Source organism: Tardiphaga sp. P9-11 (assembly GCF_008329525.1).
Taxonomy (GTDB): domain Bacteria; phylum Pseudomonadota; class Alphaproteobacteria; order Rhizobiales; family Xanthobacteraceae; genus Tardiphaga.
Genome location: NZ_NPKQ01000005.1, coordinates 150,493 through 163,410, shown reverse-complemented (window position 1 = coordinate 163,410; position 12,918 = coordinate 150,493). Strand labels below are relative to the sequence as shown.

The following is a 12,918-nucleotide window of genomic DNA, read 5'->3' as shown; positions in this document are numbered from 1 at the left end:
CGTCGAAATCGCCGGGTTCAGACGACTCTGACCGGAGTGGTCGGGACGGCAGCTGCCGGAGGCGGCAGAAGACGCCGCTCGAACAGCAAGCGCAACGTCGCGATCGCGATTGCGGCGATCCCTAGGTTGACCAAGACGAAAAGCACTATTGCCAATATCTCGAAGCCGCCGCCCGCACCTCGTTCGGCCATCCGCATGGCATCGTACGACAGTGCGGTCATGCCGAATGTGAACGCCCAATAGCCCGGGGAAAAAGCTCCTTCCATGATCCATGGCAGCAACCTGATCAGTATCAGGGCCAGGAGTATGCCGTATCCGAGCAGGCCCTTGGCGACTAAGTCGGGGGCTCCGGTCGTCAACGATAGATACGCTGAGCACGCAACGACGGGAGGCGCGAGCTGTATTCCCAGCGTGGGGCGGAGCGGCATCGCCATCGGCTCTTGTGTATAAAGGCGATGCATTAAGACCGACTCAAGCGCGAGCCACGCGAGCACTCCGGCACCGAAGAACATCGCGGCGAGATCGCCTATACCGAGGGCGGATGCGAGGTTCGCCGTCACCAGATTGCCAGCGACCGTCGGCAGGTACAAGATCGGCGTCGTTGTCGTCTGTGCTCGCCCACCCGTCCAAAGGAGCCCAGTTCGGTAGACTGCGAAGGCAATCTGCCCTACCGCTCCGACGGCGCCAATGATCGCTGCCCCAACGTAGCTGTACGGGAGGATCGCGATGCCGACCAACATCGTCGATACGGGCATAAGTCCGATGAAGCAGCATTGGATCGGGTGGTCGAACTCCGTCAGAGCCGCTTTCCTTCCCCACACCCATTTTCCGACGTAGAGCGCGCTCAATAGCGCCCAGACGATCACCGCAATTGCCACGATGCCTTCGCCTACGGCTGCAGGAAGCGACCATAGGCGTGACGCGACCCTCCAACACCCACCAAGGCCGGCAAGCCCCAGTACGATTCCAAAAAAGCTTGCCGGAATGTTCAAGATCGCCGGCATTTGCGGTTTATCAGACATCATGTCCCCTAACTCCGACAGTTCAATGAGGTTACCGCGCACTTCGCGGCTTGTAGCCGACACGGGCCACCAGCGCCGGCAACGCCGCGAGCCCGAAACAGACCATGCCGACCGAGACAGCCACGAAATTTGACCGCAGATTGCCGTGTATGCCCAGCAGTAAGTAGCCGCCCACGATCGCGATCGCCGCTCTTGTCAGCGCGCCGAACACGGGTAGAGCCAACCGGCCTGTTGCCTGCCCCGTGCAATAAAGGACGTAACCTATTCCGAAGAAGCCAAAGAACGGTCCGACGACACGCAGATATTGTGCTCCGACCGACTGAACGACAGGGTCCGAGGTGAAAATTCCCGTCCATACATCGGGTAACAGCGCCGCACAAACCCCGATAGCTTCAGTCACGCCGGCCGCGATGGCCACTCCCAACCAGGACGCCTTGACCGCACGGTCGACCTGCCCCGCTCCAAGATTCGTGCTCACGAGAATCCCAACGGGGCCGCCCACTCCGTACGAAAGAGGCACGAGGAGAAATTCCAGTCTTGAAGCCGAGCCGTAACCGGCCAGCGCTTCTGTTCCGTGAAGCCCGACGTATGCCGTGACGATCGCAAGCGTGAGGTTGGTGCTGCTTCCGACCAACGCCGACATTCCTCCGATCCGCAGAACACCCAATGCCGGAGCAAGGGTCAGGCGAGGAACGGATTTCGTCGGCATCAACACACCCTTGTGAAGCCAGATGAACAATCCATAAGCGACCGTTCCCATGCCATAGTAGACGAGCATTGCAACAGCTCCGCCGGCTGCCCCCAACCCGTGCATTCCCCATCCCCCGTAAATTAGGAACGGAGAGAGCGGAATGACGATCACCGCGCAGGAACAGACTACAACGACGGGTACCACGAGGTTTCCGGTGCCGCGGATGCTCGCCATCAGTAGATTAAAGCTCCACATCAAGACGACGCCGCCGAAGATTATCCTCGAATACGAGTTTGCGATCTCGAGCGTCGCATCATGCGCTCCCATCAAGCGATATAGATCCGATCCGAAGCACTCCATAACTGTGGTCGTAAGCAGACCGAACACCGCACTGAAGGCGAGGGAGTACCACGCATATTCGCTCGCCGATCTGAGTTCGCCCCGCCCCAAGCAACGCGCGATCGCAGTAACTATTCCCCCGCCCACGGCCCCTTGGGACACCGCTATCATGAGCGATACGAGCGGGAAGACCTGTGAAACTCCCGCCAGCGCGTCGACGCCGAGGCCGGACACGAAGTAGACTTCGAGCAGTCCGATGATGACCTGAACCGCCATGACGGTCGTGTTCGGTACCGCGAGCCTGACGATGTTCGACAGTATCGAGCCTTCCAGGAGACGCTTAGTGCGGGGGTCCAGCTCGGCTGGAGCAGGTCCAGACATTTCCTCTGTCATTTTTCTTCGCAGCGTGGGCCGCTCACCTTTTGGCGCAAATTCGTGTTTTCATTCGCAGGCCTAGACCGACGAGCGTTATTGTCAGCATGAACCTACGCGGAGCGCTTGCTAACTATACGAGTGTATGGGCGTGACGATCGCTCTCGGATCGGAGCGGCTGATCAAGAATCGGCGGAGCGCGAGGCGATCCCAATCCAAGCCCGCCCGGCAACGGCAGATGGGTGGCGCGTGACGAGCCCATTTCGATTGAACCCGTCCGTGGCAATCCAAAGGCGCTCCGTCCTCGGGCGCCATCAGCAATTTCCGGTATATTATTAATCCAAGCTTCAACCCTCGACTGCCGCCGCAACAACGTGTTCAGACGATTTTACATCTCTAAACTCGCGATTTCCGGGATTCGGGCAGATGTTCCTTCGCGAGCCGGTCGTGCTGGCGCTGCGTTCGCTTTGGATCCTTGGCTCAAGGCCCCTTCGGACTCAGCATCTGGAGCCGACCGTAGTCCTGCAAGAGGAAAGAGCAGATGTTGAACACGATCGCGCAAGCCGGCGACCCGGCACTGCCACACGGTCTGGTACACGTTATCGAGGACGACGTGAGTTTGGCGGAGAACATCACCGACCGCCTTAGGTCGTTCGGTTTCGAGGCTCAGAATTTTAAATCCCCGGCCGCTTTCGTCAATCGACGCGACAAAAGGGACGCTGGGTGCCTGCTGCTGAGCATCGAATTTCCGACCGCAAACGGACTGGATTTTCAGGAGTTGCTGCCTGCAGTGGGAATCCATATGCCGGTCGTCCTGATGACCGAACATGCTGACGTCAGTTGGTCGGTCAGAGGAATGAAGGCCGGTGCCGTGGACTTTCTGCTCAAACCACTGGCGGACGAACAATTGATGTCTTCCATTCAACTGGCTCTACGCAAAGATCGTGAAAGATCGGCCGATCACGCACGTCGGACTTCCGCGACCGAGCTCGTGGCGAAACTCACCCCGCGGGAACGGCAGGTCATGGAGCTCGTCGTCCGCGGTCTTATGAATAAACAGATCGCGGGCGCTCTCGGCCTCAGTGAGATCACTGTGAAACTACATCGCGGATCGATGATGAGGAAGATGGGCGTACGGACCGTGCCGGACCTCGTTCGAGCAGTCGAACTCGCCGACAAGGATTGATCGAGACTCGTTCTGCCGGGTTCCGCCCCGCGACGCTCCTGTTCAACGGTCATCCCTCCTAAACGCGGCGCTTTCACTGATGTCCGAACGCTGATCCCCCGCGTCCGGACGATTGAAGATGGCTTCTCCGCCTCTACGTCCCTCAGGCAAGGAGAAGCCATCTTCCACTCGCACCACAGTGAATCCGTGAAATTCCCTCGATTCCGAGCCGATCGGCCGAAGCTCTGCGATTAGTTCGGAGGAACCGACGTATCCGCCGAGAACGGCATCGGCCCCTCTCTGTTTCGCGGCATGGAGCGGCTCATGAAAGCACGGAAATTTCCAGACAATGCCCTGCGCGCTGCAAGATCAACTATCGGCATATTGCCGCGACAGCCGTGTTGCTCCGGCTATCACGACACAGTGTTCTACTTCGGATAACTCGTAACCTATTCGGCCGCCTGCGGATGCTCAGGCGGTGCCTGATGGACGACCTGCCCCGCTGTATGCGCCCCAGCGGATCGCCGCGCGCTTCGTTCGATGACAATTGTTCGTGCCGTATCGACGATGACCAGCCACGCGCCCGCGAGAATCGCCACGTCTTTTAGGACTAGGCGCCCGGCTCCCGACAAGTATGGAAAACCGAATTCCGCGTCCCCGAGCGCTGGCACCCAGGCCTCCGGCGTCGTCACTAAGAACGACAAAGTCACGAAGGGAGTGGCGAAGGCCAAGATCACACCGATCAATCCCAGCCAACGCGAAAACAAGCCCGCAAGAGTGAGGACACCGATTGCAAACTCAACCACACCCAAGCCACGCGAGAACGCATAGGTATGGTTCGCAACCTGCCACACGCGCTGCACCGGCACGAGCGAGCCTTCTTTGGTGAGATGCGCGGCGTAGTCGCCCGGGTGCGCGTAGAAGAACGACATGAAGGGGCTATTAGCGACGAATGGGGTGATGCTGTCCGCTTCGTACGGCACAAATTTTAACATTCCGATCCAAATAAAGATGATGGCGATAGCGAGTTTCATCGCGACGATGCCGATCCCGTTCGATCGATGACTAGCGATGATTTCAAGAGCGCGTACTACAATATGATGCATGGTGGTCTCCCGATGAGTTAGCTGAGCCTCCAATATCGAGGGGCTACGGTCTCGATAGTAATCATACGAAAGCTTAGGCCGGCCCCTGCATATGGATGATCTCTACGCGGTCCACGCACTCTCCACCTCGATATCATACGTGAGTATGCCTATCCGACTGCATCCAGATGTCCGATCTGTAGTCAGACGGTGGCGCCTACCTCGCGCGAGCCAACGAGCAAAGAGAGTTCGATATGACGATGATGGACTGGAATAACTACCGACGTCAGGTGAATGCCGGCGTCAAAGAGCTAGGCGTGCTCAGCCCCGACACCGTGAAGGGCTACGTACAATTGAGTCAGGCGAATTCGAAGACGGGCTCGCTCGATGCGAAGCTTCGCGAGCTCATCTCATTAGCCGTGTCCGTGACATTGCGGTGCGACGGCTGCATCACCGTTCATACCGCGCAAGCACGCAAGGCGGGCGCGACGAAGGAGGAGATCGCCGAAGCTCTGGGCATCGCGATCAGCGTGAATGCTGGCGCAGCGACGGTCTATTCGCTTCGTACGCTCGACGCGTTCGGTGCCCTCGAAGAGACCTGATTCCGATCTTCGACGGAGAATCCAATTCCATGTCTCGCAAAGCGGAAGAAGCCAAAGCGAGATCGGCATCATTTCCACGGTTTCATTGAAAGGACATTCATCATGAAGATGACGGATAACACCATTCTCATCACCGGCAGCACTTCCGGCATCGGTCGAGGCCTGGCCGAAGCATTCCACAAACTCGGCAACAAGGTAATCATCGCCGGACGCAGGCGGGACTTGCTCGACGAGATCTCGGACGCCAACCCTGGCATCGAGGGTATCCGTCTCGACATCACCGACCCGTCGGATATCAAGCGCGCCGCGGCTTCGCTGCTGACCACTTATCCAGCGCTCAACGTCCTCATCAACAACGCAGGCATCATGCCGTTCGACGACGCGTCTGGCCCGATGGACGACGAAGTCGCTCAACAGATATTGACGACGAACTTCCTTGGTCCGATCCGGATGACATCGGCTCTGATCGAGCATCTCAAGGCGCAGAATTATTCGGTCATCATCAACAATACGTCGATTCTCGGGTTTACGCCGCTGGCGTCCAACGCGGTCTATTCAGCATCGAAAGCGGCGTTGCACTCATATTCGCTTTCTCAGCGTTTCCAGCTGCGCAACTCGAACGTCTCGCTGCAGGAAATCGCACCGCCTTGGGTGAACACCGACCTCGTCAAGAAGTCCGGCGATCCGCGCGCCATGCCGCTCGAAGCCTTCATCGGGCAGACGATGGCGGGGTTGGCCACCGATGCTTTTGAAGTGGTAGTCGAATCGGCCCGGAAGATGCGGGACAACGCTGGCCCGAACGAGCATGCCTGGGTGAATCAGTTCAACGAATACCTCGCGGCAGAACCGATTCCGGTCTGACTTCCAGAACCGGTGCGACGAACCTCGTCGAGCCGGTTCCGTCCAACCGTTTTGCCCCCAAGGATAAACACGATGAGGGACAATGCCATGATAGAGACCGGAGTTTCGCTCGGGGCTGCGCGCATCCTTAGTTTCGCAAGGACGGGGGATCCCATTCCTCCGCCGGACGGCGGACGGCCCGCGTCCGTCGCACCTCAGGCGCCCAACTCCGGCATGCTTCCGGTCTTCTGCATGGCATTGGGCACATTCGCCATCGGCACAGAAGGCTTCATGATCGCGCCGCTGCTTCCCGAGATGGCGGGGGATTTCCTCCGCCCCATCTCCAGCGTGGCGCTTCTTGTGACCGTCTTCACTCTTACGCTTGCGATCTCTTCCCCAATCCTTACCGTTCTCACCGCGCGCTTCGACCGGCGCAGGCTGCTCATCAGCACGATGGTAGCCTTCGCGATAGCGAACCTCGTAGCTTGGTCTTCGCAGAGCTTCACGGGACTACTCATCGCACGCGTCATGCTCGCCGTGGCCGCCGGGCTCTACATTCCGAACGCCAACGCGCTTGCTGGTGCGATCGTTAAGGGAGAACTGCGTGGCAGAGCGCTAGCCATCGTCAGCGGCGGCATGACGATCGCGATTGCTCTTGGTCTGCCGTTGGGCGCGATGATCGGTCACGCATTCGGATGGAGGGCCACCTTCTTCGCTGTCGGCGTAATGGCGGCGGTCGCGGCGATCGGCATCATGCTTGGCCTCGAGAACGGCGCTGGGGGCGGCGTCGCCGTGCCCGGTTTCCGTCAACGGGCGCAAGTTGCCGGCGAACCGGCGGTGCTGAAAGCGCTCTCGGTGAGCGCGTTCTGGTCTATCGGTGCCTTCATTGCCTATCCGTTCATCGCGCCCTATCTAGCGTCGACACTCGGCTTCGGAGTTGGCGGCATCAGCGCATCGGTCTCCCTCTGGGGAGTGTCCGCAGCGGCAGGCGTCGTGATCGGCGGCTATCTCAATGACAAGCTCGGATCGGCTCGGGTCATCGCGCCCATGCTCCTGCTCTTGGCGCTTTCCTTCCTCGTCCTGTCGGCAAGCAACGGACTGCTGTCGCCAACAAGTGCCTTGATCCCTGTTCTGCTCGCAATCGCGTTGTGGGGGCTGACGGTCTGGGGCTTCTTTCCCGCACAAATGGCACACCTGATCGCCGCTGGCGGTTTGCCGTCCGCTTCCGTCACTCTGTCGTTGAACACGTCGGTGATGTACGCAGGCTTTGCGGTCGGCAGTTCGATCGGCTCGGTCATTCTGGCGAATGACGCGATCGCACAGCTCGGCATGGTGGCGGCAATGTCCGAGTTGGTCGCACTCGCGCTCTTCCTAATGTTCCGCTCCCGAGCGGCCTAGATTTTACGAGCTGGAATGACAGATGACGTGGGCTCAGCCGATGCCGGAATTCACCGTTGCGTGCCCTTCATCTCGTTCAGAATAACCCCGAATCGCTCATAGTCATTTCTGAACACGGTCGCCGCCGTTGCGCTGTCGTTGCCGATCGGCTCAAAGCCAAGTTCTCGCAACCGCTTGACCGTATCCGGATTTCGTAAAGCTTTCACAAATTCCATGTTGAGCCGGCTTACGACCGACTGGGGTGTTCGCTCCGGAACCAGAACTCCTTGCCAGCCATCAACTATCACCTTTGGAAAACGTGTTGCAATCGGAGGCACACCCGGGAAGATATCGATCGGTTTGGCGGTAGTGACAGCAATGGCTTTCAGATTGTTTACACGGATTTGCTGCTCCACGTTCGCCGGAATTTCCATGGCACAGGAGAGTAGGCCGGACATCATATCCGGGAGGGCTTGTCCAAATCCTCGATAAGGAATGTGAACAATGTCGAGCCCGGCGGCGTCTTTTAGCATTTCCAGGGCCAGATGAGGAGGAGACCCTACACCGTAAGTCGAGCAATTAAGCTTGCCTGGCTGCGCTTTTGCCAAGGCAACGAATTCATCGAGTGAATTCACACCTAGGCTGGGCCTCACGACCAGAACATAAGCCGCACGAGCGACCAGGACTACGGGCAGCAAACTCTTGACGGGATCAAACGACGACGACAACATCCACGGACTCGTGGTTAGCGCCGATGTGGTGAAAAGAACCGTATAGCCGTCAGGTTCGGCCGTAGAGACCGCTTCCGCGGCAACGATGCCCGAGGCTCCCGGTCTGTTCTCAACAACGATTGGTTCGCCGAGGCTAGCGCTGACCTTCTCGGCAAGAATACGAGCTACAACGTCCACCGATCCGCCGGGTGGCAACGCGACTATCAGATGGATCGGTCGATCCGGATATTCCGCTCTCGCTTCTCGTACGAAACTAAACGACAGAAACGCGGCGACGATGAAAAGGCAGCGAACGAGCATCTCGACCTGTTACTTGCTGTTCCATAATAGATACCGTGGTATCGCGAAGTATACTCCCTTTCACGCGCAACGCCCGCTCATCCGCGTAACGGCGAGTCGTGGTACCGTTGCGTTATTGGCTCCTTGGATCGGCGGAAATCTTGATAGGCTTTATGCACATCCGCTGGACAAGAAAAGCCGAGCGAACCTGCCATGCGACCGCACGTATTTCGATCGTGCCCTGCATTCTTTATCGCTTTCGCAAGCCGAAGCGGGCCGAGAAGTGGACCTCATGGCTACCCGGGTTCGAACCCTTACGGTGCAGGGTCTTCCGATAATGGAAGGTCGGAATGAGCTCTTCCTGGTGAGGGCTGGGCCGACATGACAGTATTATGGACGAACCATTTCGTATCAATGGTCGCCCTATCCGACCGCTAAGAACTGGTCGATGCGGACACTGATCAATCGAGCAAGGAACGGCCCTGCTTGCTCGCAATTTGGCGAGCCGCTGCGCAGGCCCGTTCTCCATGACGGACGGAGCACCACAACCTTAACTTGGTCCACCAATAGGCTGAGGGATGGGCGGGTTCCCCATAGGAATACCCACCCATCCAACGCAACGCTCATAGAATTAGACGATCATTCCAAGGGCCTGCAGATAGGTTTCAAGGATGGCCTCCATCTCCTGGCGCTCGTTCTCGTCCTGCTTCCGGATTTTAATAATCTGCCGGACCGCCTTTACGTCGTAACCCCGCCCCTTCAGTTCGGCAAACACGTCCTTAATGTCGTCGGAGATGGTCTTCTTCTCCTCCTCCAAGCGTTCGATGCGTTCTACGAACTGCCTCAGTTCGGCTGCCGCAACGTTGTGCGAACCAGTGGCGTCTTTGGTAGCTGTAGCTGTCGCTGACATGGCGATTTTCTCTCGATTTGACCGCTGAAATGGGGCGAAAAGTCACAGGCGACACAGCGCCGACTAAGCCCTTGATGTTTCTGTTACAATCGTGAAGAAGGGTCGATTAGAAACCGTTACCCTTGGCTTCGCCATAGACATCCTTGATGTCGTCCGAGATCGTCTTCTTTTCTTCTTCAAGGCGCTCGATACGCTCGACGATGGCCTTGAGCTGATCCTTGGCGAAAGAATGTGTCGCCTGATCGTCCAGCACGGACGCAGCAGAGGTGGCCATCGAAAACTCCTGGTGAACTGATGTTGCTTTAAGCGGATATGGGGTGGGTTTGAGTGCGCAGCGTTATGCGCGCATTAATCTTAAGGAAATGACACTCAAGACCACGGCGCCCTGCGTCAAGGCGCCTTCGCGGTCATCCACAGCGCCCCCACAGCTTTGATCTCATGCCTCAAAAAAACGAGAAATCGTCAGTGCCCGCTGTGCACTTTCTTCATGGCCTCAATTTGTTCGGGCTTGGCCTCGGCCTGATGCAGCGATTTCCAGGTCTCGTAAGGCATGCCGTAAATCGCTTCGCGGCTCTCATCCTTGGTCATCTCCACGCCCTTGGCGTCGGCAGCGTCCTTCAGCCAGTTTGACAGGCAGTTGCGACAGAAACCGGCCAGATTCATCAGATCGATATTCTGCACATCGGTGCGACCGCGCAAATGGTCAACCAGCCGGCGAAAGGCGGCGGCTTCGAGTTCGGTTTGGGTCTTGTCGTCAATGGCCATAAGGAGGTCTCGCTGTTGCGCCCGATACCGGTCTGTCGTCTTCGTGTAACATGGGCGCTGTCACAGATTTTGCCATATCACAGCGCAAACCCGCCCGACTGGGCAGAATTGGTTCCGCGGCCGTTGACAGGCTCGCCGGGTCACGCGAAATCGTCAATGAATTGAGATAGCTTCGCCGCATGATCGCAACAGATTCCCGTCCCCGCCCGTTCCGACGCCTCCCCCTCACCAGCCTGTTGCCCGTGCTGGCGCTGGCGCTGGCGTGCCTGTCGGCGAGCCCCGCGGCGGCTGATTTCCGGCTGTGCAACAACACCTCAAGCCGGGTCGGGATTGCGCTGGGTTACAAGGATGCCGAAGGCTGGACCACCGAGGGCTGGTGGAACGTCTCATCGCGAGCCTGCGAGACCTTGCTGCGAGGAACGCTGGTTGCCCGGTATTATTATATCTACGCGCTCGACTATGACCGGGGCGGCGAATGGTCGGGTCAAGCCTTCATGTGTTCCCGTGACAAGGAATTTACCATTAAGGGCACCGAAAATTGCCTCGCACGCGGCTTTGACCGGACCGGCTTTTTTGAGGTCGACACCGGCGAACAGCGCGCCTGGACGGTGCAACTGACCGAAACTAACGAGCAGCCGCCGAAGCTACCGGGCATTCCGGGGCCGACCGGACCGCCTCCAGGCGCGCCTGGTGCGGGTTTCCCCGGCCTACCCAATACGCCAGGTGGCACGCCCCCGGGCGGGTCAACAACCCTGCCGCCATCAATTCCGCCGGGAGGCAAACAATGAGACGTCAACGCCGCATCAAGATTCTGGCCACGCTGGGCCCAGCCTCCTCGGACAGTGCGATGATCCGCAAGCTGTTCGAGGCTGGTGCCGACGTGTTTCGCATCAATATGAGCCACACGCCGCATGACAAGATGCGCGAGCTGGTGAAGACCATCCGGAATGTCGAGAGCAGCTACGGCCGCCCGATCGGCATTCTGGTCGATCTGCAGGGCCCGAAGCTGCGCGTCGGCGCCTTTGCTGAAGGCGGCGTACAGCTCAAGAACGGCGAGAGCTTCATACTGGATTCCGATCCCGCACCCGGCGACGCCACCCGCGTGCACCTGCCACATCCGGAAATTCTCGCCGCACTTCGCCCGGGCCACGCCCTGCTGATCGACGACGGCAAACTGCGGCTGATTGCTGAGGAGACATCGAACGACCGCGCGGTGACGCGCGTGGTGGTCGGCGGCCGCATCTCCGATCGCAAGGGCGTCAGCCTGCCCGATACGGACCTGCCGGTGTCGGCAATGACGCCGAAGGACCGCCTGGATCTGGAAGCCGCACTCGAGACCGGCATCGACTGGATAGCCCTGTCCTTCGTGCAGCGCGCCGAGGACGTGCATGAAGCCAAGCGGCTGGTGCGCGGCCGCGCATCCATCATGTCGAAGATCGAGAAGCCGCAGGCGATCGACCGTCTCGATAGCATTCTCGAAGCCTCCGACGCACTGATGGTTGCGCGCGGCGACCTCGGCGTCGAACTGCCGCTGGAACGGGTACCAAGTCTACAAAAGCGCATGACGCGCATGGCCCGCCGCGCCGGCAAACCCGTCGTCGTCGCCACACAGATGCTGGAGTCGATGATCCAGAGCCCGGTGCCCACCCGCGCCGAAGTCTCGGATGTGGCGACGGCCATATATGAAGGCGCCGACGCCGTCATGCTGTCGGCCGAATCAGCTGCCGGCAAATTCCCGGTCGAAGCCGTCTCGACGATGAACCGTATCGGTGAGGAAGTTGAACGCGATCCGACCTATCGCACGGTACTCATGGCGCAGCGGCCCGAGCCGGAGCCCACCGCCGGCGATGCTATCGCAGACGCCGCGCGGCAGATCGCCGAGACGCTCGATCTGTCAGCGATCATCTGCTGGACCAGTTCAGGCTCGACTGCGATGCGTGTGGCGCGCGAGCGGCCGAAGCCACCGGTCGTAGCAATCACACCAAACCTGGCTGCCGGTCGCAAGCTGTCGGTGGTGTGGGGCGTACATTGCGTCGTGGCGGAGGATGCGAAGAATCTCGACGATATGGTCGATCGCGCCGGACGAATCGCATTCCGCGACGGCTTCGCCAAAGCCGGCCAGCGCATCATCATCGTGGCAGGTGTACCGCTTGGTACGCCGGGCGCGACCAACATGGTGCGCATCGCTTATGTCGGGCCAAACGACGCGGATATGTAGTTCGCTGCTTCGCCCTCTCCCTGCTTGCGTAGGGAGAGGGCAGTAACGCCAGAAGCGTATGCTGCCTAGAGCAGCGTTGCGTCGAGCGTGATCTCGGCTTTCAACACCTTCGAGACCGGACAGCCGGCCTTGGCCATCGCCGTGAGTTCGTCAAACTTCGCCTTGTCGGCGCCGGGAATGGAAGCCGACAGAGTGAGATGCACCTTGGTGATGGCGAAACCGTCGCCCTGCTTTTCCAGCGTCACGTCGGCCTTGGTTTCCATGTTGTCTGCCCTCAACCCTGCTTCGCCGAGGATCAGCGACAGCGCCATGGTGAAGCAGGCGGCATGGGCCGCTCCGATCAGTTCTTCGGGATTGGAGCCCGGCTTGCCTTCGAAGCGGCTGGCGAAGCCATAGGGATAGTCGGCGAGCGCGCCACTCTTGGTGGAAATCGATCCCTTGCCGTCCTTGATGCCACCCTGCCATTTGGCCGAACCGAAAGTCGCGGTCATACAATTCTCCTCAATTTGGTTTGAAGTCGAT

Annotated in this window: 13 protein-coding genes and 1 pseudogene; 6 read left to right on the top strand and 8 right to left on the bottom strand. The window is 59.2% G+C overall.

The features are described from left to right. Window positions 1-17: 17 nt before the first annotated feature. On the bottom strand, window positions 18-1,025 hold the full coding sequence (gene tehA / locus CIW50_RS18525) for a dicarboxylate transporter/tellurite-resistance protein TehA (RefSeq protein ID WP_149532678.1): 1,008 nt from the start codon (window positions 1,023-1,025) through the stop codon (window positions 18-20). Between the two features lie 28 nt (window positions 1,026-1,053). Then, a complete protein-coding gene (locus CIW50_RS18520; protein ID WP_172980376.1) occupies window positions 1,054-2,433 on the bottom strand; it encodes an MATE family efflux transporter in 1,380 nt (459 codons plus the stop codon). A gap of 532 nt (window positions 2,434-2,965) precedes the next feature. Between CIW50_RS18520 and CIW50_RS18515 the strand changes: the two genes are divergently transcribed. After that, entirely contained in the window at window positions 2,966-3,610 is a 645-nt protein-coding gene (locus CIW50_RS18515) for a response regulator transcription factor (RefSeq protein ID WP_149532676.1), read from the top strand. A gap of 428 nt (window positions 3,611-4,038) precedes the next feature. Here the strand turns inward: CIW50_RS18515 and rclC are convergent, their stop codons facing one another. Then, window positions 4,039-4,695, bottom strand: a complete 657-nt coding sequence (gene rclC / locus CIW50_RS18510) for a reactive chlorine resistance membrane protein RclC (protein WP_149532675.1) — start codon at window positions 4,693-4,695, stop codon at window positions 4,039-4,041. Window positions 4,696-4,928: 233 nt separating this feature from the next. Between rclC and CIW50_RS18505 the strand changes: the two genes are divergently transcribed. From CIW50_RS18505 to CIW50_RS18495, 3 genes are all read left to right on the top strand, one after another. Then, entirely contained in the window at window positions 4,929-5,276 is a 348-nt protein-coding gene (locus tag CIW50_RS18505) for a carboxymuconolactone decarboxylase family protein (protein WP_149532674.1), read from the top strand. Window positions 5,277-5,378: 102 nt separating this feature from the next. Continuing rightward, the gene (locus CIW50_RS18500) at window positions 5,379-6,137 is read left to right on the top strand and encodes an SDR family oxidoreductase (RefSeq protein ID WP_149532673.1); all 759 of its coding nucleotides are present in this window, start codon (window positions 5,379-5,381) and stop codon (window positions 6,135-6,137) included. 231 nt (window positions 6,138-6,368) lie between these two features. Next, window positions 6,369-7,514 (top strand): MFS transporter, encoded by a 1,146-nt coding sequence (locus tag CIW50_RS18495; protein WP_246664340.1) that lies wholly within the window; start codon window positions 6,369-6,371, stop codon window positions 7,512-7,514. 50 nt (window positions 7,515-7,564) lie between these two features. Here CIW50_RS18495 and CIW50_RS18490 read toward each other — a convergent pair whose 3' ends face one another. From CIW50_RS18490 to CIW50_RS18475, 4 genes and pseudogenes are all read right to left on the bottom strand, one after another. Then, window positions 7,565-8,524 (bottom strand): Bug family tripartite tricarboxylate transporter substrate binding protein, encoded by a 960-nt coding sequence (locus CIW50_RS18490; protein ID WP_149532672.1) that lies wholly within the window; start codon window positions 8,522-8,524, stop codon window positions 7,565-7,567. A 610-nt stretch (window positions 8,525-9,134) separates the two neighbouring features. Further along, entirely contained in the window at window positions 9,135-9,413 is a 279-nt protein-coding gene (locus CIW50_RS18485) for a DUF2312 domain-containing protein (RefSeq protein WP_149532671.1), read from the bottom strand. A gap of 109 nt (window positions 9,414-9,522) precedes the next feature. Further along, window positions 9,523-9,687, bottom strand: a pseudogene (locus tag CIW50_RS18480) (GapR family DNA-binding domain-containing protein); the annotation flags it as partial. Between the two features lie 188 nt (window positions 9,688-9,875). Further along, window positions 9,876-10,178, bottom strand: a complete 303-nt coding sequence (locus CIW50_RS18475) for a DUF1244 domain-containing protein (protein WP_149532670.1) — start codon at window positions 10,176-10,178, stop codon at window positions 9,876-9,878. 179 nt (window positions 10,179-10,357) lie between these two features. Here CIW50_RS18475 and CIW50_RS18470 point away from each other — a divergent pair, with 179 nt between their 5' ends. Together CIW50_RS18470 and pyk are read left to right on the top strand one after the other, a co-directional pair. Continuing rightward, window positions 10,358-10,966 (top strand): DUF1036 domain-containing protein, encoded by a 609-nt coding sequence (locus tag CIW50_RS18470; RefSeq protein ID WP_149532669.1) that lies wholly within the window; start codon window positions 10,358-10,360, stop codon window positions 10,964-10,966. Next, entirely contained in the window at window positions 10,963-12,396 is a 1,434-nt protein-coding gene (pyk, locus tag CIW50_RS18465) for a pyruvate kinase (RefSeq protein ID WP_149532668.1), read from the top strand. Before CIW50_RS18470 ends, pyk begins: the two co-directional genes overlap by 4 nt. A gap of 65 nt (window positions 12,397-12,461) precedes the next feature. Here pyk and CIW50_RS18460 read toward each other — a convergent pair whose 3' ends face one another. After that, window positions 12,462-12,887 (bottom strand): OsmC family protein, encoded by a 426-nt coding sequence (locus tag CIW50_RS18460; protein ID WP_149532667.1) that lies wholly within the window; start codon window positions 12,885-12,887, stop codon window positions 12,462-12,464. Window positions 12,888-12,918 lie beyond the last annotated feature (31 nt).